22 protein-coding genes are annotated in these 24,563 nt (G+C 66.0%); 15 read left to right on the top strand and 7 right to left on the bottom strand.

The genetic code is table 11. From position 1 onward, the window contains the following. Positions 1 to 31 precede the first annotated feature (31 nt). From ACW7G6_RS11190 to ACW7G6_RS11150, 9 genes are all read left to right on the top strand, one after another. Positions 32 to 2,182, top strand: coding sequence for a S46 family peptidase (locus ACW7G6_RS11190; RefSeq protein ID WP_456998286.1), 2,151 nt, complete (start codon positions 32 to 34; stop codon positions 2,180 to 2,182). Between the two features lie 47 nt (positions 2,183 to 2,229). Next, positions 2,230 to 4,431 (top strand): S46 family peptidase, encoded by a 2,202-nt coding sequence (locus ACW7G6_RS11185; RefSeq protein ID WP_456998266.1) that lies wholly within the window; start codon positions 2,230 to 2,232, stop codon positions 4,429 to 4,431. Continuing rightward, positions 4,428 to 5,069, top strand: a complete 642-nt coding sequence (locus tag ACW7G6_RS11180) for a histidine phosphatase family protein (protein ID WP_456978509.1) — start codon at positions 4,428 to 4,430, stop codon at positions 5,067 to 5,069. The genes ACW7G6_RS11185 and ACW7G6_RS11180 overlap by 4 nt, the downstream gene beginning before the upstream one ends. A gap of 54 nt (positions 5,070 to 5,123) precedes the next feature. Then, positions 5,124 to 6,461 (top strand): bifunctional tetrahydrofolate synthase/dihydrofolate synthase, encoded by a 1,338-nt coding sequence (gene folC, locus ACW7G6_RS11175; RefSeq protein WP_456978510.1) that lies wholly within the window; start codon positions 5,124 to 5,126, stop codon positions 6,459 to 6,461. Positions 6,462 to 6,545: 84 nt separating this feature from the next. Continuing rightward, positions 6,546 to 7,553 carry an SPOR domain-containing protein gene (locus tag ACW7G6_RS11170; RefSeq protein ID WP_456998265.1) on the top strand — a complete coding sequence of 336 codons (1,008 nt, stop codon included), beginning with the start codon at positions 6,546 to 6,548 and terminating at the stop codon, positions 7,551 to 7,553. Between the two features lie 19 nt (positions 7,554 to 7,572). Continuing rightward, positions 7,573 to 8,163 carry a CvpA family protein gene (locus ACW7G6_RS11165; protein ID WP_456978512.1) on the top strand — a complete coding sequence of 197 codons (591 nt, stop codon included), beginning with the start codon at positions 7,573 to 7,575 and terminating at the stop codon, positions 8,161 to 8,163. 74 nt (positions 8,164 to 8,237) lie between these two features. Next, positions 8,238 to 9,707 carry an amidophosphoribosyltransferase gene (purF, locus tag ACW7G6_RS11160; RefSeq protein WP_456978513.1) on the top strand — a complete coding sequence of 490 codons (1,470 nt, stop codon included), beginning with the start codon at positions 8,238 to 8,240 and terminating at the stop codon, positions 9,705 to 9,707. Continuing rightward, complete coding sequence (locus tag ACW7G6_RS11155) at positions 9,704 to 10,549, top strand: ferritin-like domain-containing protein (RefSeq protein WP_456998264.1); 846 nt, start codon at positions 9,704 to 9,706, stop codon at positions 10,547 to 10,549. Before purF ends, ACW7G6_RS11155 begins: the two co-directional genes overlap by 4 nt. A 52-nt stretch (positions 10,550 to 10,601) precedes the next feature. After that, positions 10,602 to 11,063, top strand: a complete 462-nt coding sequence (locus ACW7G6_RS11150) for a COG3650 family protein (protein WP_456998263.1) — start codon at positions 10,602 to 10,604, stop codon at positions 11,061 to 11,063. Positions 11,064 to 11,156: 93 nt separating this feature from the next. Here the strand turns inward: ACW7G6_RS11150 and lpxH are convergent, their stop codons facing one another. Continuing rightward, positions 11,157 to 11,891 (bottom strand): UDP-2,3-diacylglucosamine diphosphatase, encoded by a 735-nt coding sequence (gene lpxH / locus ACW7G6_RS11145; RefSeq protein ID WP_456998262.1) that lies wholly within the window; start codon positions 11,889 to 11,891, stop codon positions 11,157 to 11,159. 91 nt (positions 11,892 to 11,982) lie between these two features. On the opposite strand from lpxH, the gene gltX reads away from it, so the two are divergent. Continuing rightward, entirely contained in the window at positions 11,983 to 13,389 is a 1,407-nt protein-coding gene (gltX, locus tag ACW7G6_RS11140; protein ID WP_456998261.1) for a glutamate--tRNA ligase, read from the top strand. A 37-nt stretch (positions 13,390 to 13,426) separates the two neighbouring features. Beyond that, entirely contained in the window at positions 13,427 to 13,915 is a 489-nt protein-coding gene (locus ACW7G6_RS11135; RefSeq protein WP_456998260.1) for a transcriptional repressor, read from the top strand. Between the two features lie 6 nt (positions 13,916 to 13,921). Here ACW7G6_RS11135 and ACW7G6_RS11130 read toward each other — a convergent pair whose 3' ends face one another. After that, positions 13,922 to 16,123 carry a TonB-dependent receptor domain-containing protein gene (locus ACW7G6_RS11130; RefSeq protein ID WP_456998259.1) on the bottom strand — a complete coding sequence of 734 codons (2,202 nt, stop codon included), beginning with the start codon at positions 16,121 to 16,123 and terminating at the stop codon, positions 13,922 to 13,924. An 85-nt stretch (positions 16,124 to 16,208) separates the two neighbouring features. Here ACW7G6_RS11130 and ACW7G6_RS11125 point away from each other — a divergent pair, with 85 nt between their 5' ends. The 3 genes from ACW7G6_RS11125 (at position 16,209) to ACW7G6_RS11115 (ending at position 17,814) form a co-directional block, all read left to right on the top strand. Next, positions 16,209 to 16,616, top strand: coding sequence for a MerC domain-containing protein (locus tag ACW7G6_RS11125; RefSeq protein ID WP_456978520.1), 408 nt, complete (start codon positions 16,209 to 16,211; stop codon positions 16,614 to 16,616). Positions 16,617 to 16,754: 138 nt separating this feature from the next. Then, positions 16,755 to 16,946 (top strand): 30S ribosomal protein THX, encoded by a 192-nt coding sequence (locus ACW7G6_RS11120; protein WP_456962183.1) that lies wholly within the window; start codon positions 16,755 to 16,757, stop codon positions 16,944 to 16,946. A 145-nt stretch (positions 16,947 to 17,091) separates the two neighbouring features. Continuing rightward, positions 17,092 to 17,814: a hypothetical protein gene (locus ACW7G6_RS11115; protein ID WP_456978521.1), complete on the top strand. Its 723-nt coding sequence runs from the start codon at positions 17,092 to 17,094 to the stop codon at positions 17,812 to 17,814. 111 nt (positions 17,815 to 17,925) lie between these two features. Here the strand turns inward: ACW7G6_RS11115 and ACW7G6_RS11110 are convergent, their stop codons facing one another. The 3 genes from ACW7G6_RS11110 to hutI are packed head-to-tail and all read right to left on the bottom strand — an operon-like array spanning position 17,926 to position 20,970. Next, entirely contained in the window at positions 17,926 to 18,675 is a 750-nt protein-coding gene (locus ACW7G6_RS11110; RefSeq protein ID WP_456978522.1) for an ABC transporter ATP-binding protein, read from the bottom strand. Positions 18,676 to 18,686: 11 nt separating this feature from the next. Continuing rightward, entirely contained in the window at positions 18,687 to 19,721 is a 1,035-nt protein-coding gene (locus tag ACW7G6_RS11105) for a hypothetical protein (protein WP_456978524.1), read from the bottom strand. A 55-nt stretch (positions 19,722 to 19,776) separates the two neighbouring features. Further along, positions 19,777 to 20,970, bottom strand: coding sequence for an imidazolonepropionase (gene hutI / locus ACW7G6_RS11100; protein ID WP_456998285.1), 1,194 nt, complete (start codon positions 20,968 to 20,970; stop codon positions 19,777 to 19,779). 144 nt (positions 20,971 to 21,114) lie between these two features. Here hutI and ACW7G6_RS11095 point away from each other — a divergent pair, with 144 nt between their 5' ends. Further along, on the top strand, positions 21,115 to 22,461 hold the full coding sequence (locus ACW7G6_RS11095) for a formimidoylglutamate deiminase (protein ID WP_456978525.1): 1,347 nt from the start codon (positions 21,115 to 21,117) through the stop codon (positions 22,459 to 22,461). 35 nt (positions 22,462 to 22,496) lie between these two features. Here ACW7G6_RS11095 and ACW7G6_RS11090 read toward each other — a convergent pair whose 3' ends face one another. Next, complete coding sequence (locus ACW7G6_RS11090) at positions 22,497 to 23,000, bottom strand: methylated-DNA--[protein]-cysteine S-methyltransferase (protein WP_456978526.1); 504 nt, start codon at positions 22,998 to 23,000, stop codon at positions 22,497 to 22,499. After that, the gene (locus tag ACW7G6_RS11085) at positions 22,997 to 24,541 is read right to left on the bottom strand and encodes an AlkA N-terminal domain-containing protein (RefSeq protein ID WP_456998258.1); all 1,545 of its coding nucleotides are present in this window, start codon (positions 24,539 to 24,541) and stop codon (positions 22,997 to 22,999) included. The genes ACW7G6_RS11090 and ACW7G6_RS11085 overlap by 4 nt, the downstream gene beginning before the upstream one ends. Between the last annotated feature and the right edge of the window lie 22 nt (positions 24,542 to 24,563).

The following is a 24,563-nucleotide window of genomic DNA, read 5'->3' as shown; positions in this document are numbered from 1 at the left end:
ATCCCCGCGCGTCGGCTCGGCCGGCAAGTCGATGCGGCTGGCGTTGCTGGTCGCGGTCGCGGCATCGTGCGTGACTTTCGCCCATGCCGACGAGGGCATGTGGTTGCCGTCGCAACTGCCGCAGATCGCCACCCAACTGCGCGATGCCGGCTTTGAAGGCGACCCGGCGGCGCTGGCCGACCTGACCCGGCCGCCGATGAGCGCGGTGGTCAAGGTCGGTGGCGGCACCGGTGCCTTCGTGTCCGCGGATGGCTTGCTGCTGACCAACCACCATGTTGCGTTCGGCGTGATCCAGTACAACGCCAGCGCCGAGCGTGACCTGATCGAGGAGGGCTTCATCGCCGCCGACCGTGCCGGCGAGCTGCCGGCCAGTCCGGACTTCCGGGTCCGGGTGACGACCGGCTTCGACAGGATCACCGACCGTATCGTGGCCAATGCGAAGGGCAAGCAGGGACGTGCCTACTTTGATGCGATCGACGCGGCCGAGAAGGCGGTTGTGGCCGAGTGCGAGCAGGTAGCGGGTAACCGGTGCAGCGTCGCCAACATGCATTACGGCGCCGATTTCTACCTGATCACCCAGTTGGAACTGCGCGACGTGCGGCTGGTCTATGCGCCGCCCGATGCGATTGGCGGGTTTGGCGGGGAGGTCGACAATTTCATGTGGCCACGCCACAGCGGTGACTTCACCTTGCTGCGGGCCTATGTGGGTCCCGACGGTCACCCGGCCGCCTACTCGACCGACAACGTGCCTTTCACGCCGCCGGCCCACCTGCAGGTCGCGACCGAGCCCGTCGTCGCCGGCGACTTTGCGATGCTGGCCGGTTACCCGGGCCGGACCTACCGGCACCGGATGGCGTCGGAGTTCGAAAGTCAGGTCGAATGGCAGCTGCCGTCGCGGGTCGCTCTGTACGATGGACTGATCACGACCATCGAGGCGGCCATCGGCGGCGACGCCGACGCCAGGGTGCGTTACGCATCGACGCTGGCTGGCCTGGAGAACGGTCTCAAGCGTGCCCAGGGTGAACTGGACGGTCTGGCCGTGAGCAACGCGGTCGCCGTGCGCCGTGCCGACCAGCAGGCCATGCTGGATTGGCTTGAAACCCAGCCGGATGCGGCGACGACCCGGGCCGACATCGTGGCAGCGCAAGCGGTCCTGGATGATGCCCGGGACGTGCGTGAGCGCGACCAGCTGTTGAGCACGATCATCCGGCGGACCCAGTTGCTCGATTCCGCCGTGACCTTGCAGCGACTCGCCCTGGAACGTGGCAAGCCTGACCCGCAGCGCGAGTCGGGCTACCAGCAACGCGACGAAGCCTTGATCGAAGGCGGACTGAAGCAAGTCCAGCGCCGTTATGTGGAGTCGGTGGAGAAAGCGGTCCTGGCGGACCTGCTGGCCCAGTACAGCGCGTTGCCTGCCGCGCAACACGTGGCCGAGTTCGACGCGGTGTTTGGCACCACGCCGGACGCGGTCAACGCCAGCCTCGACGCCATGTATGCCGGCTCCGGACTGGATCAGGAAGCTGCGCGGCTGGAGTGGTTCAATGCCGATCCGGACGCGGTACTCGACGCGGACGATCCGCTGCTGCAGGTCGCCGCGGCACTGATGCCGGCGATCATGCGCATGGAAGCCGAAGACAAGGCCCGCGCCGGCGAGTTGCTGCGCCTGCGTCCGGCCTACATGCGCGCGCTGATTGCCTATCGCCAGTCACGCGGCGAGGCGGTGTATCCCGATGCCAACGCCACCTTGCGGGTGAGCTACGGCCAGGTCAGCACGATGGAGCCACGTGATGGCGTGCGCTACCTGCCGTTGACGACGGTCGACGGCATCGTGGAGAAACACACCGGGCAGGCCCCGTTCGATGCGCCGGCGCCACTGCTGGAGGCGATCGCCGAGGGCGACTTCGGCAGCGCCATGGATCCGCAGCTGGGCACTCAGACGGTCAACTTCATGACCAACCTGGACACGACCGGAGGCAATTCCGGCTCACCGATACTGGATGCGCGCGGGCAGTTGATCGGCTTGCACTTCGACAGCAACTGGGAAGCGGTCAGTGCCAGCTGGATGTTCGATCCCCGCTACAAACGGGCGATCCACGTCGACCTGCGTTACATGCGGTGGTTGCTGGCCAAGGTCTACCCCGCGCCGTATTTGCTGGAAGAGATGAATTTGCCACGGGGCTAGACTTGGTATCGATTGCTGGATTTTCTATTTTTCTTCGGAGTGGGCGCATGCGTTATTCGGTGTTGGCCGCAGCGATTGCGCTGGCGGCGGTGGTAGGGTCGGCGACGGCCGGTGAGGGGATGTGGGTGCCGCAGCAATTGCCGCAGATCTCCGATGCGTTGCAGAAAGCTGGCCTGGAGTTGCCACCGGAGCAGTTGGCGAACCTGACCGGCGACCCGATGGGCGCGGTGGTATCGCTGGGCGGCTGCACCGCCAGCTTCGTGTCGCCGCAAGGGCTGGTGGTGACCAATCACCATTGCGCCTATGGCGCGATCCAGCTCAACTCGACGCCGGAAAACAACCTGATCCAGGACGGGTTCAATGCTGCAACCCCGGCCCAGGAGTTGTCCGCAGGACCCAACGCGCGCATCTATGCGCTTGATTCGATTCAGGAGGTCACCGCCCAGGTCCAGGCCGCGATTGACGCCGCTCCTGACGCGCTTGGTCGCGCCCAGGCGCTGGAGAAGACCCAGAAGGAACTGGTTGCCGAGTGCGAGTCCGCCCCGGGTTTTCGCTGCCAGTTCTACAGTTTTTCCGGCGGCAACAGCTACCGGTTGTTCAAGAATCTGGAGATCAAGGACGTGCGGCTGGTGTACGCGCCGCCCAACAGCATCGGCAGTTTCGGTGGCGACGTGGACAACTGGATGTGGCCGCGCCACACCGGTGATTTCTCGTTCTACCGCGCCTATGTCGGCAAGGACGGCAAGCCGGCGGCGTATTCGCAGGACAACGTGCCCTACCAGCCGCCGCACTGGCTGAAGTTCGCCAGCCAGCCATTGCAGATCGGTGACTTCGTGATGGTGGCCGGCTATCCGGGACGTACCGCTCGCTATGCCTTGGCCGAGGAGTTTGACCAGACCGCGCAGTGGACGTATCCGACCGTCAAGGCGCACTACCAGGCGCTGGTGGATCTGGTCGATGCGGCCGGTGCACGCGACGAAGCCATCAAGGTCAAGTACGCCAGCACCATCCGTGGCTGGCAGAACACCATGAAGAATTACGGCGGCCAGTTGGAAGGTTTCGAACGGATCGATGCCAGCAAGACCAAGCACGCCGAGGAGGCGGCGGTACTGGATTGGCTGCGCGGACAAGGTGCCGAAGGCGAGGGCGCGCTGGCGGCACACGCGACCTTGCTGGAGCTGAACGAGGCCGACAATGCCACCCGCGGCCGCGACCTGGTGTTTGGTCAGTTGCGCCGCACCGGAGTGATTGGCGCCGCGGTGGGCCTGTACCGGTTTGCGATCGAGGCCGACAAGCCCGACGCCGAGCGCGAGGCCGGCTATCAGCAGCGCGACCTGGTGAGGTTTGAGGGCTCGCTGGAGCAGATGGAGCGCCGCTACGACGCCGGCATGGATCGCCAGTTGCAGCAGTACTGGCTGCGCGAATATGTCGACTTGCCGCCGGCGCAACATATCGCCGCGCTGGACGCGTGGCTGGGCGGCAATGACGAGGCGGCGGTACAAGCGGCACTGGACCGGCTGGCAAAGACCAAACTGGGCGACCTGGACACGCGCCTGGCGTTGGTGAAGGCCGACCGCGCCACTATCGAGGCAAGTGACGACCCGGCCTTGCAGCTGGCGGTGGCGGTCATGCCGGCAATACTGGCCAGCGAGAAGCAGGCCGAGACCCGTGATGGCGATTCGCTGTTGGCGCGACCGGCGTACCTGCAGGCGGTGGCCGACTACAAGGCGGCCCAGGGCGAATCGGTATATCCGGATGCGAACTCATCGCTGCGCATCACCTTCGGCAACGTGCAGGGCTACACCAAGCCCGATGGCACCCGCCTGCCGCCGTTCACGACCCTGGAACAGGTGGCCGCCAAGGCTACCGGTGTGGAGCCGTTCAATGCCCCGCAGGCGCAGCTCGATGCGATCGCGGCGAAGAACCATGGCGGTCTGGCCAGTGACGAGCTTGGTACGGTGCCGGTCAACTTCATGGCTGACCTCGACATCACTGGTGGCAATTCCGGCTCGCCGGTAATAGACGCGCGCGGTGAGTTGGTCGGTTTGGTGTTCGACATGAACTGGGAGAGCGTCAGCTCCAACTGGGTGTTCGATCCGGCCATGACCCGGGTGATCGCCGTCGACGGCCGCTATCTGCGCTGGATCATGCAGGAAGTATTCCCGGCGCCACAGGTATTGCAGGAACTGGGCGTGCCCGAGCAGGTAGTGGACAAAGTAGTGGACAAAGTGGTCAACCAGACGCCATGAAGATCCTGCTTGCCCGCCACGGGGAAACGCGCTGGAACGCGGAAGGCCGCTACCAAGGTCAGGCCGATATTCCCCTGTCGGAGATCGGGGAGAGCCAGGCCCGCGCGTTGGGCGAGCGGCTGCGCGAGGTGTCCATCACCCGCGCGGTGGCCTCGCCGTTGTCACGCGCCCGGCGCACCGCCGAGTTGGCGCTCGGTGATCGCACCGGGATGTTGGCGATCGACCCGGACTTCAGCGAGATCGCTCACGGGACCTGGGAAGGATTGCTGGCCAGCGAGATCGGCGAGCGTGATCCCGACCGGTTACGGGCATGGCGGGACGCCCCGCACGAGGTGCTGATGCCGCAGGGCGAGTCACTGCAGCACGTATTCGACCGCGCCTGGCGTGCGCTGCTCCGCGCGGGCGATGGCCTGGGCGACGACGACACCCTGTTGGTGGTCGCCCACGATGCGGTCAATCGGGTCCTGCTATGCCACGTGCTGGCCATTCCGCTGCGCCGGCTATGGGGTTTTCGCCAGGCACCGACCACGTTGAACCTGCTGGAAGGTCCGGATATCGAACATCTCGACGTGGTCCGCCTGAACGATTGCAGCCACCACACCGCGCTGTTCGGTGAGGCCGTGCATCGCGCGCTGTAAGCGCGGATCATGTCCATCCCGGGCCATGCCCACCCCGTCTTGCGACCCGCGGCAATGAACCTGACCCAATGGCTCGAGCGGATCGAGCGTCTGCATCCCAAGTCGATCGACATGGGCCTGGAGCGTGTGCAGCAGGTTGCCGGCCAGTTGGGTCTGGGGCGGCCAGCGCGCGAGGTCATCACCGTGGGCGGCACCAACGGCAAGGGCTCGACCGTTGCATTCATCGAGGCGATTGCACGCGCCGCGGACTGGAAGGTAGGTAGCTACACGTCACCGCACCTGTGGCGCTACAACGAGCGGGTACGCATCGACGGAGCCTTGGCCAGCGATGCCGACATCGTCGCGGCGTTCGAGGCGATCGAGGCCGCCCGTGGCGAGGTATTGCTGACGTATTTCGAGTACGGCACGTTGGCAGCGCTGTGGCTGTTCGAGCGAGCCGGGCTGGACCTGGCGATCCTCGAGGTGGGCCTGGGCGGACGGCTGGATGCGACCAACATCGTCGACCCCGACGTGGCGGTCATCACCACCGTGGACCTGGACCACCAGGACTACCTGGGCAATGACCGCGAGACGATCGGCCGCGAGAAGGCCGGGATTGCCCGCGGATGGAAACCGCTGGTGCTGGGCGATGACGATCCACCGTCCAGCGTGCTGCGCCACGCGTATGCGATCGGCGCCTCGACGATCCGGATCGGTTGCGACTTTTTCGTTGACGTCGCCAGCACTGATCCGGCTGATGATGATGCTGCAGTCGATGCGGCTGATGCCGACACCGTGCCGCCCGGGCATTGGCGCTGGCGCGAAGTGGGCTGTCGAATCGACTTGCCATTGCCGCGGATGGCGGCCGCGGTGCAACTGCGCAATGCGGCCGTCGCGATCGCAGCGTTGCGCGCGCTGGAGTCGCCGCCATCGGCGGCCGCGATGATCCGTGGTGTGGAAACCGCAGACCTTCCCGGCCGCCTGCAACGTTTTGAACGCGACGGCGTGGAGCTGGTGGTCGATGTCGGCCACAACCCGCAGGCAGCGCGCGAGCTGGCCGGGTGGTTGCGCGCCGCGCCGCTGGCGGCCGCCGCCGCCACCCACGCGGTGTATGCCGCGTTGGCCGACAAGGACGTGATTGCGGTGGTCGGGGCATTGGCCGAAGTGATTGATCACTGGCACTTGGCCGGGCTGGTCGAGCAGGCTCCACGCGGGATCGCGGTGGAGGATTTCGCCGCGCGCCTGGTGGGCACCGAGGCCGCCTCGGGCAGCCGCCACGCCAGTGTTCCGGACGCTATTTCCGCCGCTCGCAACCAGGCACGAGCGGGTGACCGGATACTGATATTCGGTTCGTTCCATACCGCAGCGGCGGCGTTGGCCGCCTTGGACCCGACCGCCACCGCACCAGTCTGAACACCACCGGCCAACGCGCACGGCTGCCTGGCGGCACACGCGTATAATCGGCCGGGCTCTTCACTTCGTTGCTTGCGAGATCCGATGGAACCTGCCTTGAAACAGCGCCTGATCGGCGCCGCCGTGCTGGTCGCGATCGCCGTAATCTTTCTGCCGATGCTGATCAAGGGCCCGGCGCCAGAGAGCGGCGTGTCCGATGTTCCGCTGGAGATGCCGAATGCGCCCGAGGGCGAGTTCGAAACCCGCGAGCTGCCGTTGGTCACGCCCGCGGCTGCCGATGGTTCCAGCGTGACCGGGCTGGGTGCCCGTCCGGTGGACCCTGCCGATGGCGGCAACTTGCCGACGGTGGATACCCGGGCGCCAGATACCGGGCCCGCTGACAGCGGCACCGTCGATGCCGCACCGGCCGCGAACGGTAATTACGCCGTCAGCTTTGGCAGCTATGCCAGCGCTGGCGACGCCAAGCGGGTTGTAGAGGCGCTGCGCAACGCACAGCTGCCGGGCTACCAGGAGACCACGACCACCGGTGATCGCACGCTGTACCGGGTGCGAGTCGGACCGTACCAGTCACGCGCCGCCGCCGAGGCTGGCCGCCTGGGTGCCTCGCGTGTGCGTGACGACGTCGGCTCCAAAGTGGTCGTATTGAACGCCGATGCCGCCGAAGCGGAAAAAAAGCCGATCGCCGCGACCGGGCCAGTTGCTTCGAAGCCGGCGCCACCGCCGGCTGAAGAACCTATCCCGGTAGCCAGCAAACCCGCCGCCAAGCCTGCTTCACCTGAACCGGCTGCGACAAAACCGGTTGCCGCCGCCAAGCCCGCAGATCCTACCCCCGCAGATCCCACCCCAGCCGCCAGCGCGGTGGGCTTTGCCGTCCAGTTGGGGGCATTTGCCAGCCACGCGGATGCCACCAAGTTGCGTGATCGCGCGCGCGCGCTGGGTTTGAGTGCCTTTGTCGAAACCGTCACGACCGACAAGGGCCCGTTGAACCGGGTACAGGTCGGACCGGTGGCCGATCGCGCCGCGGCCGAGAAGCTCAGGGCGCAGGCGGCAGCCAAGCTGGGCATCACCGGTTTCGTCCATTCACACCCGTGAGGGCTGAGTGGTTGCTGCGATGAGTCCAATCGACTGGGTGTTGCTGGCAATTGTTGGCGTGTCCGCGCTATTGGGCCTGATGCGGGGCCTGATTGGCGTATTGGCGTCGCTGGCGGCGTGGGTGCTGGCGGGTTGGGCGGCATTCCAGTTCGGCGCGCAAGTCGCGTTGATGTTGGCTCGCGATGGTGAACCAGGCGCTGGCCACTTGTTTGCCGGCTATGCGCTGGCGTTCATCGTGGTGTTGCTGGTGGTTGGACTGGTGGGCTGGGCGGTGCGCAAAATGATCCATTCCGTCGGCCTGTCGGGACCGGACCGGATGCTGGGCCTGCTGCTGGGCATCGCGCGCGGGGCGTTTATCGCTTGCGCGCTGCTGCTGCTGCTCGGGCTGACCGAGTTGCCCCGCGAGAAGTCGTGGCAGGATTCCCAGCTGGTGCCGGTGTTCGTGCCGGGCGCGCAAATGATGCAGGCCTGGTTGCCGCAATGGGTCGCCAGCCAGGTGGACCTGCGCGGCGACTCGGACGCGCCGGCATTGATTTCCCCGGACCGGATGCAGGCACTGCCGGCGCTGCCAACGCCGGTCTTGCCTGGACCGGCGGACGACCCGGGATAATTCAGGGCAACCTTTCGCTCTCGCCAGAACTTCTGTCTTTCGCAACAAAACCCCAGCAACCAGGACTCACAGCCATGTGCGGCATTATCGGAATCGTCGGCCACAACGACGTCGCGGCTCAGCTTTACGACGGACTGATGGTGCTCCAGCATCGTGGCCAGGACGCGGCCGGCATCGCCGTCGCCGATGGCCGGCACCTTCGGTTGCGCAAGGGCAGCGGGCTGGTCAGCGACGTGCTCGACGACGTCTCGATGCGACGCCTGGTCGGTCACGTCGGCATCGGCCATTGCCGCTACCCGACCGCGGGAAGCGAGGGGGATGACGAAGCCCAGCCTTTCTACGTCAATTCCCCTTATGGCATCGCGCTGGCGCATAACGGCAACCTGATCAATGCCGATGACCTGCGCCGGGAGGTCTTCCAGCAGGACCGCCGCAACGTCAACACCGAGTCCGACTCGGAAGTGTTGTTGAACGTGTTTGCGCATGAGCTGGGTAACGGCGAGGCGCCCTCACCGGAAACCGCGTTCAAGGCGGTCACCGGGGTGTACCGGCGTTGCGTCGGTGGATACGCGGTGGTCGCGGTCGTGCTGGGCTTGGGGCTGGTGGCCTTCCGCGACCCCAACGGCATCCGGCCACTGGTGCTGGGCAAACGCACCGGCGTCAATGGCGATGAGTACGCGGTGGCGTCCGAGTCGGTGGCGTTCGACCTGACCGGTTTCCAGCGGGTGCGCGACGTGTTGCCCGGCGAAGCGGTGGTGATCACCGCTGACGGCGCACTGCATGCCCGTCAATGCGTGGCCCCCGGCGTGCATACGCCGTGCATCTTCGAGTACGTGTATTTCGCCCGGCCCGACTCGATGATCGACGACATTTCGGTGCACAAGGCACGGATGCGGATGGGCCAGAAGCTGGGCGAGAAGATCCTGCGCCTGCGACCGGACCATGACATCGACACGGTAATACCGATCCCCGATTCCTCCCGTGACGCGGCGTTGGAAGTGGCCAACGTGATGGGGGTGAAGTACCGCGAAGGCTTCATCAAGAACCGTTACGTCGGCCGTACCTTCATCATGCCGGGTCAGGAGCAGCGTGCCAGGTCGGTGCGCCGCAAGCTCAACCCGATCCCGCTGGAGTTCCGCAACCGGGTTGTGTTGCTGGTCGACGATTCGATCGTGCGTGGTACCACCTCGCGCCAGATCGTCCAGATGGCGCGGGACGCGGGTGCGCGCAAGGTCTACCTGGCTTCGGCAGCGCCGCCGGTGCGCCACCCCAATATCTACGGCATCGACATGCCGACTCGCGAGGAGCTGATCGCCCATCAGCGCTCCGAGGACGAGATCCAAAAACTGCTGGGCTGTGACTGGTTGATTTACCAGGACCTGGCCGATCTTGAGGACGCGGTTTCGGGGCCGAAGCACCGGCTGGAAAATTTCGACTCCTCGTGCTTCGACGGCGACTACGTGACCGGCACCGAGGCCGACTATTTCGAGCGGGTCAAACGCCTGCGCTCGGATGAGGCGAAGACCACGCGCCGGGCTTCGTGACCGCTAGCGTGGCCTCGCACGACCTGTTCCAGGCGGCGCGTGGCTGCCTGGATGCGGCCACGGCGCACGACAAGGTCGCCGCGACCGTGGCGGCAGGCGAAGCCTTTCGGTGTGGGACGTTGCTGATTCCGTCATCGCCGCCGCCGCCAATGCCGATCGGCATGCCCGGACGCCCGGTGCGGCCGGCGCTGGTGTCGCCGCGCCAGTTGCCCAAACGCGGCTTCGGCACGGACGCGGGGCGCGCGGCATTCATCCATGCCATCGCGCACATCGAGTTCAATGCCATCGATCTGGCATGGGACGCGGTGTATCGGTTCCGCGGACTGCCGCCGGCGTTCTACGCGGACTGGGTCGGCGTGGCGGTGGACGAGGCGCGGCATTTCACGCTGCTGCGCAATCGCCTGCAGGAGCTGGGTTACGACTACGGCGACTTCGACGCCCACAACGGCTTGTGGGAAATGGCAGTGAAGACCGCGCATGACGGCCTGACCCGGATGGCGTTGGTGCCGCGGGTGCTGGAGGCGCGGGGGCTGGACGTGACCCCGGGCATGATCGACAAGCTGCGCGGGCTGGGTGACCACGCCACCGTTGCCATCCTGGAGGTGATCCTGCGCGAAGAGGTCGCCCACGTGGCCGCCGGCTCGCGCTGGTTCCGCTGGTATTGCGCGCGCGCCGGAGTCGCACCGGCACCGAAGTTCCGCCAGCTGCTGAGTGAATATGCCCGCGATGTCCTGTACGGGCCGTTCAACCTGCAGGCGCGCAGCGAGGCGGGATTTGACGAGGAAGAGTTGGCGATGTTGCTGGACGCGGTGGAAAACCGGGCCGCAGTCACTGGGCGTTGATCGGGACCTGCTAGTTTCCGGGGTCGCTCTGGCTGACCAACGGAAACCCTCCATGATTAAGATTCGCCCGCTGTTGTTGCTGTCGATCTCCGCCTGCACGGCGGCCGCCCTGCTGGCCTGCCAACCTCAATCGCCGACCCCGACGGACACCACGCCGGTCGCCGTCAGCTCCGCGGATGCCGCCATCGACGCGCCGGCGGTGAATGAACCAGACCAGCCGATCACCCGGTTGCACGCACATGGCAACGAGCCATTCTGGTCGGTAAAGGTCGATGGCGACACCCTGACTTACACCACGCCCGAGATGCAGCCGGGCAAGCGACTGACGGCCGAGCGCAGTGACCACGCCGCAGGAGTCACCTTCAACGGCATCGACGGTGGTAAGGCCTTCGTCCTGGACGTCACGGGCGGGCAGTGCCAGGACTCGATGTCGGGTGAGATGTTCGAATACACGTCCACGTTCCGCTACGACGGCATGGAAATGACCGGCTGCGCAGGCGCGACTTCCGAATGACCCGTGACGCCGATGTCGTCCCATTGCGCTGAGGCATCGGTCCTGGTTCGTATCCCTGGTTTCGTAGCACTGTGTCCAGTGTCCCGATTCGGGTTATCCCAGCGATTCCAGCGCGTGGCCTTCGCGGGTCACGCGCAGCACCGAGCCTTGTTCATACCAGTCGCCCAGCACGATCCGCTCGCAGGCGCGGCCGGCAACCCCACTTGAGTGCACCGCCGGCCGATGAGTGTGGCCGTGGATCATCGTGTCGATGCCGAAGCGGGCGAAGGTTTCCGCGACCGTCGCCGGCGCGACGTCGGTGATGGTCTCCATCGTCCCTTCCGACTTAAGCCCTGACTGGTGCGCCTTGCTGGCCGCTCGCGCCTGCTGCGCGAATGCCAGGCGGGCGGGCAAAGGCTGGGACAGGAATTGCGCCTGCCACGCCGGGTTGCGGGTCTGGGCGCGGAACTGCTGGTAGGCGAGATCATCGGTGCACAGGGTGTCGCCATGCAGCAGCAGGGTGGGGCGGCCGTACAGCACCACCACGCTGGGGTCGGGCAGGATCCTCATCCCGGCGCGACGGGCATAGTCGTTGCCAAGCAGGAAATCGCGATTGCCATGCATGAACGCCACCGGCGTTCCCGCCGCGCTCACCGCGTGCAGCTCGCGGGCGACGAAGGCACCGGTTTCGGACGGATCGTCGTCACCGACCCACGCTTCAAACAGGTCGCCAAGGATATACAGCGCGTCCGCGCCGGCGGCTTCCTCGCGCAGGAACCGGCCGAACAGATCGGTGATCTGCGGTCGCTCGGCGTCGAGGTGGAGATCGGAGATGAAGAGCGTGGTCATTGCGGCATTGTAGGGGGCGAAACCGTCCGTCCCGCACGGTCGGCAGCAGCAGCGGCTAAAATCGACGGACTTCCCCCTGGAGTTGCCCCGCATGAGCTGCCGCACCCGCTTCGCCCCCAGCCCGACTGGTTACCTGCACATCGGCGGGGCACGTACTGCGTTGTACTGCTGGCTGGAGGCGCGTCGTCGCGGTGGCGAGTTCATTTTGCGGATCGAGGACACCGATCGCGAGCGCAGCACCCAGGAGGCAATCGACGCGATCCTGCAAGCGATGCAGTGGCTGGGACTGGATTTTGATGAAGGCCCGATCTACCAGACCCATCGGCTGGAGCGTTACCGCGAGGTGGCCGAACAACTGGTCGCCTCCGGTCATGCGTATTACGCCTACGAGACCAAGGCCGAGCTGGAGGCCATGCGCGAGGCCCTGGTCGCTGCCAACGAGAAGCCGCGCTACAACGGCGCCTACCGCGACCAGGACGCGGGGTACCGCGAGGATCCCAACCGGGTAATCCGCTTCAGGAATCCGCGCGATGGCGTGGTCGCCTGGGATGACAAGGTCAAGGGCCGGATCGAGATCAGCAACACCGAGTTGGATGACCTGGTGATCTTCCGTCCGGACGGTTACGCGACCTACAACTTCGCCGTGGTGGTCGACGATCTCGACATGGGCATCACCGATGTCGTGCGCGGCGACGACCACGTCAACAACACCCCGCGCCAGATCAACATCTACCAGGCCCTGGGTGCGACCGTGCCGCACTTCGCGCACCTGCCGATGATCCTGGATCCGGAAGGCGCCAAGCTGTCCAAGCGCACCGGCGCGGCGGATGTCATCGAGTATCGCGACGCCGGCTACCTGCCGCACGCGTTGCTCAACTATCTGGCGCGGCTGGGTTGGTCGCACGGCGACCAGGAGATCTTCTCGATCGATGAGATGAAATCGCTGTTCGATCTCAAGGATGTCCACTCCAAGCCCGCACGGCTGGATCCGGCCAAGCTGGGCTGGCTCAACCAGCAATACCTCAAGAGCGACGATCCGGTGGCCGTCGGCAAGCACCTGCAATGGCACCTGCAACGACAGGGGTTCGACCTGGACAAAGGGCCAGCGGCGGCCGATATCGTGGTGGCCCTGCGTGACCGCGTGCAAACCCTGAAGGAGATGGCCGAGCGCGCCGCGGTCTGGTTTGGTCCGCTGCTCGAATACGACGAAGCCGCAGTCGCCAAACACCTCAAGCCGGCGGCACGTGCACCGCTTGCCGGTGCGCGTGAGCGGCTCGCCGCGTTGCCGGAATGGACCGCCGACAATGTTGGCGTCGCCCTGCACGAGACCGCTGCCGCATTGGAGCTGGGCATGGGCAAGGTTGCCCAGCCGCTACGGGTGGCGATCACCGGCACCCAGGTCAGCCCGGATATCTCGCACACCGTGTACCTGGCGGGACAGGTCGAGGCGCTGAAGCGGATCGATGCGGCCCTTGATAAAGTGGCGGTCGAGACCTAGATCATGCAACAACGAAAGGTCATATGAGGTCCTGGCCATGACCCGCGCCCACGCCTGCACCGATCCGAAACACCACGTCCACGATGGCGATGCCTTCGTGCGCGAAGTCGAGCGTGTCTGCGAGCAACGCAACCTGCGTTTGACGCCGCTGCGGGCCAGCGCGTTGCGCCTGATCGCCGACGCCGGCCGGCCCATGAAGGCCTACGAGCTGCTCGACCAGATGAAGGTGACCCATGACGCCGCCGCACCGCCGACGGTCTATCGTGCGTTGGATTTCTTGCTCGAGCACGGCTTCATCCACAAGCTGTCCTCGATCAACGCGTTCGTCGGCTGCCACCACCCCGGCGGTGAGCAGCACGCGGTGCCATTCCTGATCTGCGACACGTGCCAGTCCGCCACCGAGTTGGAAGACGATTCCATCGTGGAGGCATTGGAGAAGCGCGCCCGTGCCCTGGGCTTCCTGCCCCGCGCACAGACCCTGGAAGTCCACGGTCTGTGCGCCCAATGCGCCAGGGAAGCGGCGTAGCTGCGTTCAGAAGAACGCGCGCACGCCAAACGCGATGCCTCGGCCGGGCAGCGGTGACAGGTCCTTCAGGAACGAGGTGTGCGGGCGTGCTTCCTCGTCGAGCAGGTTGCTGCCGTCCAGGAAGATCTCCCATGCGTTGCCATGCGCGGTGTCCACGTGCCAGGCCAGGTGCGCGTCGACCAGGGTGTAGCCCGGCGTGACGGTTTCATCCGCCGCCACGTGGTCCTGCTTCATGTAACGCACGGCACCCACGGAGGCGCGCCACGGTCCTTGGTCCCAGCGAAGCTCGCTGCCGACGCGGGCCGGGGCGATGCGCGGCAGGTTGCCGTCCAGTGCGATCCGGGCGGAGTGCCCATGGGCGTGCTCGCCGTGGAATACGCGCAGATCGACGTCGCGGCTGCCGCCCTCGTCCAACTCGCCACGCACGATGTCACCAAACACGCGAAGGTCCCACGCACCGCTGACGTTGTCGGCCAGCATGATCGTCGCTTCGGCCTCCATGCCGTGGAAGCGCGCATTGGCCTGGTTCCACAGGTGGACGGTGGTGCCGCCATCGGTCAGCGTCGTGCCCGGATCGCGTAGCGACTCCAGCGTGGTCAGGTAGATGAAGTCGTCGTACTTGATTGTGTAGGCGGCCATGCCCAACTGCACGCGTTCGCCGTGCCAGCGGAAGCCGAGCTCGAGCCGGTTCGCGGTTTCCACCTCCAGGTTGTGATCGCCGATCTCGATCGTGCCGGTCGCCACGTGCAAGCCGTTGGAGTAGAGCTCCTCGGCGGTTGGTACGCGTTGCGCGCGATCCAGGCCCAGCGACAGGTGGAACGCGTCGTTGACCTCCCACTTCACCGCCGCCGACGCGCTTTGGGCCTCGAACTTACGAGAGGTGTGCCGTTGCGGCGCCAGGGCCTGCGCGGCGGAATCAATCCGGTTGCGGTCGTGGCGGGCACCAAGCTCCAGCTTGACCGGGCCGAAGTTGCGCTCGCCGATCCAGAACAGCCCGGTGTCGCGACCCTCGGTGGCCGGCACGAATGCCTCCGCGCCTACCGCGTTGAAGTCGCGCTCCGACAGCTGCACTCCGAACGCGCCACGCCATGCGCCCCATGGCTTGTGTACCACCTCCAGGCGTGCTTCCTTGCTGGTGTTGTCGAATACCGTGCCGACATCGTGGCCTTCGAATTCGGTATGGGTGTACTCGGTATCGGCGAACTTCAGCCGCAACGACTCGAACACGCCGACGTCGTCCAGGCCGGCACGCAGCTCCGAGCGGCGCTGGTCCATGACGATGCGGACGGCATCTTCGCCGTGCTCATCCCCGTCATGCGCGTGGTCATGACCGTCATCGCCACCATGGGAATGGCCCGGCACGCCGTAGCGCGTGTTGAACAACGAGTGGCCGATACCGATGAAGCCGCGCTCACCGATCCATGACACGCCCAATGCGCCGCTGTCAGTACGTACGGCGCTGTTGGGCAGGGTGCCGGCAGTGGACGGGTCCGGGATTTCGCCTTCCTCGGCGAGATGGCGCGCACTTTCGGGGAAACCGGGAATGTCGTAGTCGCCGGTCTCGCGATGCAGCGCGTCGACATGAAACACCAGATTTCCCGATGCCGACGTGCCATCCAGCCGCAGCATCCCGGTCTTCTCGTCGTTGACGCTGCCGGCGCGCAGTTCGGCGCGGCCCTGCAGCGGTGCGGTGGTGACCGTTTCGGGGATGCGGCCGTCGATCACATTGACCGCCCCGCCGATGGCGCCGCTACCGTAAAGCAGGGTGGAAGGGCCTTTCAGGACTTCGATCTGCTCGGCGAGGAATGGCTCGATACTGACGGCATGATCGGCACTGAGGGTCGACACATCGCCAGCGCCAAGCCCATCACTGAGGACCTGGACCCGGGCGCCATCGAAGCCGCGGATGATCGGCCGGCCGACGCCGGGCCCAAAGTAGGACGACTGCACGCCTGGGAGCTTATTCACCGTTTCCCCCAAAGAGTTGGCCTTGGCGGCATCGAGTCGCTCACCGGCCAATATCTCCACGGGGTGAACCAGATCCTCGGCAGTGGCGGGCAGCAGGTTGGCGCGCACTTTCACGGCGGTCAGGTCGGTCGGCTGGTGGTCGTGGGCGGGCACGCTTGGCGGCTCGGCGGCGAACGCTGGCAGGGCGATGGCCAGTGCGGCAACCAGTGGCAAATGACGAGGAAATGAGCGTTTGGGCATAAGAATCGGCTACAGTGGCGTGGACGGGGATCCGTAATGTTATATTATAACAATACGAACTCATCCCCCATAGGTCACGGTCCCCATGTCTCCACAAACCCGCCGCATTCTCGATCGCCTCGGCGCTTACGGCTCAATCCTGTGTGCCATCCATTGCGCACTGTTGCCTGTGGTGATCGCCTTGTTGCCCGCGTTGGGGCTGATCAGCATGGGCAACGACCGCTTTGAACAGGCATTCGTGGTCTTTGCAACATTGTTGGGGCTGTTCAGCCTGATCCAGGGTTATCGACGCCATGGCGTCGTCCGTGCGTTGGGGTTGTTGATCCCCGGCTTGCTGGTGCTGTGGCTGGCGGTGTTGTACGCGCCGCTGCACCACAGCCTGGTCCCGCACGCGATCGCAATGACCTTTGGCGGTACCCTGGTCGGGTTGGCACATGTGGCCAATCTGCGGCTGAACCACGGTCACGTCCACGACGCCAGCTGCGCGCATTGACGGTTCGCTGGCGATAATCGGCGTGTTACCCTACGCAGCTTCCCGCGCCACGTGCGGCCCTGGTGCTCCACGCCGGCGCCCGCGCCTCATGGGCGGGTTTATCGCTAGTTTTCCATCTATACATCCGGGAGCAACATCATGGGCAAGGGCGACCGTAAAACCGCCAAGGGCAAGCGCTTCAACTCCAGCTACGGCAACTCCCGCTCGGCCGTAACCAAGGCCACCGGCACCGCCGCCGCGCCAGTGGTGAAGAAGTCCGCTGCCAGCAAGGCTGTCAGCAAGGCCGCAACGAAGAAAGTCGTGGCCAAGAAGACCGTCTCCAAGGAGTAAGCATCGGCGTATTGCCGTTGTGACTGAAAAGCCCCGCATTGCGGGGCTTTTTCATGGCACGGCACCGGACCCATGACGATATACACGGGAAGCCACGGACACCGAGGGGTTAGGTTCGGTGGACGTCAAACGGAACGCAGACCCCATGTCGAATGCCAGCCAGAAGTACCTCGCCATCTATTCCGGTGTACTCACCGTAGCCTTCGGTGCCATCGTGCTCAGCGGTGCCACTTCGATCCGCAGCGAGAAGTTCGACGTGATCGACGTGCAGCGCATCAACGTGCGCGAACCCGATGGAACGCTGCGAATGACGATCTCGAATATGGACCGGTTCCCGGGGCTGTTCATTGATGGAAAACAGTATCCGCATGAGCGCGAGGTCGCCGGAATGCTGTTCTTCAACGATGAAGGCACCGAGAACGGTGGACTGGTCTTTGCGGGAAGCAAGGACGCCGATGGCGAGGTCAGTCACGGTGTCCACCTGAGCATGGACCAGTACGAACAGGACCAGGTAGTCACGCTCAACAACATCGAATCGGGTGGACGCCGGCGCAGCGGATTGACCGTGAGCGATCGTCCCGACCGCCCGCTCCTGCAAGACATCAAGGCGCGCGCGATGCTGGACGCAATGCCCGAGGCCGAGCGCGAGGCGCTGATGAACGAGCGTCGAGCCGACAATTACTACGGTGCCAACCGCCTGTTCGCGGGCCGCAATGGTGACCAGGAGTCGGTGCTTAACCTCATGGACGCGTCTGGCAATACTCGACTGCGCCTGAAGGTGGCGCCGAACGGCGGCGCCTCGATCGAATTCCTGGATGCCGAAGGCAAGGTCACCGGGTCGGTCACGCCGGAGACGCTGCGGGACTGAATGACGGCGGTGACCGTGTATCAAGCCAATAAGCATCGGCGTATTGCCGTTGTGACTGAAAAGCCCCGCATTGCGGGGCTTTTTCATGGCTGGGTAGTGGCTGGCGGGGGCTCATGCAAGTGCCGCCACCATCGCCTGCTCCAGGGACTGGGCCGGATCGTTGCGGATTGCCGCCAAGGCGTGACCGTCCCAATCGCAATGCAGACGGCCGTCCACCAGCAGCACGGCGCGGTCGATGAAACGCTCGGCGACATCCAGTGAGTGAGTTGCCAGCAGTACGGTCGTACCGTGTTCGCGGGTCAGCTTTTGCAGGTGCAGCTTGAGTGTCCAAGCACTTGGCGGGTCCAGTCCGTTCAGCGGTTCATCCAGCACCAGCAAGGGCGGTTCGCCGAGCAGGCCCAGGGTGATGCCGAGCTTCTGCCGGGTTCCCAGCGAGTACTGACCAATGGGACGGTCGAGCACCGGCGATAGCTTGAGTGCGTCGGCGAGCAGCATGCTTGCGACCGGAATGCCGTCCAGTCCACGCGCACCGGAGAACAGCCGCAGGGCTTCGCGGCCGGTCAATAACGTCGGCAGAAGGGTCGGGTCGACCGCGAAGCCGAGCCGCGACTTCGCACGTCGAGGGTCAAGGGCCATGTCGATGCCGTCGACCAGCACCTGGCCGGTAGTCGGTGCCTGCGCGCCGACCAGACATTGCAGCAAGGTGCTCTTGCCCGAGCCATTGGGGCCAATCAAGGCCACGAACTCGCCGCATGGAAGCTGCAGGTTGATGTCGTGCAGGACTGGCTGGCGCGGATGGTAACCAAAGTACAGCCGATTGAGCTGCAGGGCCTGCGACCGGTCGGAGGGCGTGCTTGTCATCGTGTATGGAGTCATCGTGTATGGATTCTCGAATCCAGGAACAATCGCCACGCCGCCGGTAGCGCGGGAATGGCCACCAATACGACCAACACCGACCAGCCGACCAGCAAGGCCCACGAGTGCGCTGCCCCGGAAACCAGCACGCCGCATGTCGACGCACACGCACAGGCGAACAGTGGATAACGCCGCGTCGCGCGACGTTGGCGCGATGGACCTGCGGGGGTTGCGCGCAACAAGGTGCCGGCCGACGCCGCAATCCGAACCGATGCACGCAGCACCAGTCCAAGCCAGGTGGCGGATAACGCGAATACCAGCAGTCCCAACAGGACCAGCGGTGATCCTCCCACGGGGAGCAACAGCAATGCCGCGCATACCGGCATCGCGCTTGCGCCGGTCCGCCAGCGGAGCCGCACCTCGCGCCGCTGCCAGTCGGACAGGTGTGGCAACTGACGGTCCTGCAACCACTCGGTGTTGAAAAATGCCCGGCGGGTACGGACATGGACGTGAACGAACCCGGCAATGGCCGCGCGTGGTCGACGTAGCACTACGACCAGCGCCGCCGCGGCGCCAACGATGGCCGCCAGTGCGGCGCTGCAGCTGACGAAGCCGATATCGCCATGCGCACCCAGCGCGCTGAGCGCGCCCACGGCCAACGCAAGAGCCAGCAAGTAGAAGGCCGTAACGGTGCCGGCGACGATGCACAGCGTAATCACCCGGCTGCGGGGGTCGATGGGCATGGCCGCCCACCATCCGTCGCGTAGTTGCGCGGCAACCGCCTGCAGTCGCATGTTGACCAGCACGTAGCTGCCGATGCCGACGATCGATGCGCACAGCAGCGGCCAGTTCAGCAGTGGCGTCAACAGAGACTGGCTTGCGGCGGCAAAAGAGGTGTCGTTGGCGCGGGACCAGCCGGCGCCCAGCGCGGTGGCAAACCCCAGTCCCAACCCGATCAGCGCTACTGGTACCCACACCGACGCCAGCCGGCGGCGCAGGACGATCGCGGATTCGGCAAACCAGGGGTGCCACGGAGGGATCAGGGACGACATGCGGGCTTGGATCACAGGGAACCGGGCGGCTTGGAAAGCGACTCGAGTCCGCCGGTCACGTCAGTCGTATCCCGCCGACATGGACCGCTTGCGCCAGATCACCACCCAGCCAGTAGCCCAGCTCGGAAGGATGGTTGATCCGCCATTGCACGAAGTCCCCCCGGGCGCCGACTTCCAGCACGCCGCGATCGTGCAGGCCCAAGGCGCGCGCCGCGTGCACGGTGGCGCCGCGTAGTGCCTGCTCCGGTGTCAACCGGAAGTGGGTACAGGCCAGCTGCATCGCCTGGCGCAGCGACATCAGCGGCGAGGTGCCGGGGTTGCAGTCGGTGGCGACGGCCATGGCCACGCCGTGTTCGCGAAGGGCATCCAGCGGGGGCAGGGTGGTTTCGCGTAGTACATGGAACGCGCCCGGCAGCAGCACTGCGACTGCCCCGGCATCCGCCATCGCACGGATGCCGGCGTCACTGCTGTGTTCGATATGGTCGGCCGACAGGCCACCGAACTCGGCCACCAGTCCGGCACCGCCCAGGTCGCTCAGCTGGTCGGCGTGCAGCTTGACCGGCAGGCCGAGCGCGCGCGCAGCCTTGAACACGCGGCGAGTCTGTTCCGGGTTGAAACCGATGCCTTCGCAGAATGCATCGACCGCGTCGACCAGTCCCTCGGCGTGCAGCTGCGGCATCCACTCGATCACCGCGTCGATGTAGTCATCGCCGCGGCCCTCGAACTCCGGGGGCAATGCATGCGCGGCGAGATAGGTGGTGCGCACGGTGATGCCCAGGGTGTCGCCGATCTGCCGGGCGACCCGCAGCATCTTGCGTTCGTTGTCGAAGTCCAGCCCGTAGCCGGACTTGATCTCCACGGTGGTCGCGCCATCGGCCAGCAACGCACGCGCGCGCGGCAATGATTGTCGTAGCAGCTCGGCTTCGTCAGCCGCTCGCACCGCGCGCACGGTGGACAGGATGCCGCCGCCTGCCTGGGCGATCTCCTGATAGCTGGCACCCTGCAGGCGCAACTCGAACTCGCGCGCGCGGTCACCGGCAAACACCAGGTGGGTGTGGCAATCGACCAGGCCGGGGGTGATCCAGCCATCGGCCTGGACGACCTCCCGGGCCAGCATCGATGGCTCGCCTGGCAGCTCGCTGCGCGCACCGGCATAGGTGATGAGACCGTCCTTCCAACCCAGTGCGCCGTCGGTGATCTCGCCGTAACCGGTGTCGCCCATCAAGGTCGCCAACGAGGCGCCAATCATCAGCCCATCCCATCGGGAGTCGGAGTCGGCGTGGTGATCGGGGCGGGGGCGTGCGTGCGGCGTCGCGTGATGTGTGCTCATGGCCCCATTGTAAAGAGACCGCCAGCGGTCGCCAGATCCGTGTCGACGCGCCACAATCGGGGCATGAGAACGATTCCAAACGCCAGGATCTGGCACCCCGATGGTTGGCGGGATGGCGTCAAGCTCGACGTCGACATACACGGCCACATCACCCGCAGGCAACACGGCGGTACCACCGACCAGCGCGTGTTGCCGGGAGTTGCCAACCTGCATTCGCATGCGTTCCAGCGCGCGATGGCGGGCATGGCCGAGCGTCAGACCAACCCTGACGACTCGTTCTGGACCTGGCGCGAGGCGATGTATCGCTTCGCCGGCCGCTTCACGCCCGAAGCGCTGCACGCGGTGGCGGCGCAGTTGTACAGCGAGATGCTGGAAGCGGGCTACACCACCGTTTGCGAGTTCCACTACCTGCACCACGCGCCCGATGGCAAGCCCTATGCGGACCCTGCGGCGATGTCACATGCGTTGATCGCTGCCGCGCACGACGTGGGCATCCGCATGACCCTGCTGCCAGTGCTGTACATGACCGGTGGCTTTGACGGACGCGCACTCGACGCACGGCAGAAGCGGTTTGGCCACGACGTGGAAAGCTACCTGCGACTGCTGGACACCCTGCGTACCGAGCAGAACTCCATGCTGAAGGTCGGCTGCGCGTTGCACAGCCTGCGCGCGGTGCCGGAGCAGGCGATGAAAGAGGTCATCGCGGCATTGCCGGGTGACAGCCGCATCCACATCCATATTGCCGAGCAGACCGCGGAGGTCGATGAGTGCCTGCAGGTGCGCGGCGCGCGGCCGGTGCAATGGCTGCTCGACCATGCAGGCGTCGACCGGCGCTGGACCCTGGTGCATGCGACCCACCTGGACGACGCCGAGTTGGCCGGCATCGCCGAATCGGGCGCCACCGTTGCACTGTGTCCGACCACCGAGGCGAACCTCGGCGACGGGCTGTTCCGGCTGGCCGACTACATCGATGCCGGAGGCCGTTGGGGCATCGGGTCGGACTCCAACATCTCGGTATCGCCGGTCGAGGAACTGCGCTGGCTGGAGTACGGCCAGAGGTTGTCCACCCGGCGGCGCAATATCGCCGTGACCAGCGCGTCCCCGAGCGTGGGTGAAACCCTGGTGCATGGCGCGGTCGCCAGCGCCGCCGACTCGACCGGCCATGCGATCGGTCGCCTGGCCGAGGGTGAGTTTGCCGACGCGGTGGTGCTGGATGTCGGCGCGCCGCAATTTATCGGTGCCCGGGACGAGGACGCGATTGATCGATGGGTGTTTGCCGGCAACCGCCCGCTGGTGCGCGAGACCTGGGTGGACGGCCGATGCGTGGTCGAGAACGGTCGCCACTTCCATGCCGACGCCATCCTTTCGCATTGCCGGAGCGAAATCGAGCGGATGCTCGCCGACAATTAGCCGACTGGTCGAGCAAGTCGATCGAACAAGTCGGGTCAGGCGGAGGCAAACAGGTCGACGCGTGGCAGCACCCCCTCCAACTCAAGCAGGAATTGCTTGGTCGGCAGGCCGCCGCCGAAGCCGGTCAGGCTGCCGTCAGCGCCGATCACACGGTGGCAGGGCAGCACGATCGGCAGCGGGTTGCGGCCGTTGGCGCCGCCGACGGCACGCATGGCCGTTGGCCGGCCGACGCGGCCGGCGAGTTGCGCATAGCTGACGGTCTCGCCATAGGGAATCGTCGCCAGGGTGAACCAGACTTCACGTTGGAATTCCGTGCCACGCGGTGCCAGCGGCAGGTCGAAGCGCTCGCGTTCGCCGCGGAAGTACTCGTCCAGTTGCGCATGCGTTGCGTCGAGTACCGCATGCTCGCCTTCCGTCCAATCGTCGGTGCGCTTGATGTGATGGCGCGATTGCTGGAACTCGACCAGTCGCAGGCCGTCGTCGTCGGCGGCCAGCAGCAGCGGGCCGACCGGACTGTCGATAGTGGTGTAGGTGGTCATGGGAGGGCTCCGGGTTCGGGCACGGTGTCGCGCCACAGGTGGATCACCGAGTACGCGCGCCAGGGACGCCACGCCTCGGCGCGCGCGAGCAGGTTGCGGGCGGTCAGCGGCGTCGCGTCATCGCTGGCCACGCGGCGCAGGATCAGGTCCTCGGCGGGGAACGAATCGGGGTGGCCGAGCGCACGCATCGCGATGTAGTGCGCGGTCCACGGCCCGATGCCCGGCAACGCGACCCAGCGTGCGACGAAATCCTCCAGCGTGCGTTCGGGGCGGAAGTCAACCCGGCCATCGAGCAGCGCGCGGGCCAGGTTGCGGATCGTTTCAGCCCGTGCACGGGTAACGCCGATCGTAGACAGGTCGGCATCGGCCAATGCTTCGGCGGTCGGGAAAACGTGCTCCAGACCCGGCGCGAACGGCGCGTCCAGCGGCTGCCCGTACCGGTGCGCCAATCGCGTGGCCAGCGTGCGTGCCGCGGCCACGCTGACCTGCTGGCCGAGCACCGCGCGCACCGCGATCTCGAAGCCGTCCCAGCCGCTGGGCAGACGCAGGCCGGGACGTTTTTGCAGCAATGGCCGCAGCTTCGGATCGGCCGACAAGGTGGCGGCAATGGTCTGCGGGTCGGCGTCCAGATCGAACATCCGCCGCAGTCGCGCGACGATCGACAGCAGCCGCGTCGAACCGACGCCGTGGACCTGCAGTCGCAGCGCGTGGGCGCCACCCGGCCAGGCGCTGATCCGCAGCCAGCCCGGCGGCGCCAGAGGGGTGTCGTCGGGCGGCGCGATCACCCGTGCATAACTGTTGCCATCGACCACTTCCACGCCGGGCAGCGCGCGGGTGCCAAGGAACGCCAGCATCGACGCGAAATCGTAGGGCGGGCGGTAGCCCAGCCGCAAGGTCAGTACCTGGTTGTCATTGTGGTTGTCGTTGTCACGCGGAAGCTTGCGCAGCTCGCGTGGCGCCATCCGGTAAGCCTCGCGGAACGTGGTGTTGAAGCGGCGCAGACTGCCGAACCCAGCCGCCATCGCGACTTCGGTGACCGGCAGCGTGGTTTCGGTCAACAGCTGTTTGGCGAACAACAGCCGCCGGGTGGCGTGTACCCCAAGCGGCGCGGCGCCCAGATGCTCGACGAACAAACGCCGCAGTTGCCGCTCGCCCAGACCGACGCGACCGGCCAGCGTCGCCAGCGGCGCATCGGCCAGCGCACCCTGCTCGATCAGTCTGAGCGCGCGTGCCACCGTCGCATCGCCACGGTTCCAGCCGTCGTCACCGGGGGATAATTCCGGCCGGCAGCGCAGGCAGGGCCGGAACCCGGCGGATTCCGCCGCCGCGGCACTGCGGTAATAGTTCACGTTTTCGCGCTTGGGGACAGGTGCCGGGCATACCGGGCGGCAATAGATCCCGGTGCTGGTGACGGCGGTGAAGAACAGTCCGTCGAAACGCGCGTCGCGGCTCAGCCGCGCCTGCTCGCAGACCCGCACGTCAGGCGTGCCTGGGGCTTCGGCGATGGCGGTGGGAATTGCGTCAGCATTGGGCGAGGACATGGGTGCAGGCTAGCACCGGAAC

The sequence above is a fragment of the Lysobacter sp. A421 genome (genome assembly GCF_054052145.1).
This window is presented reverse-complemented; position numbering and strand designations above follow the sequence as displayed.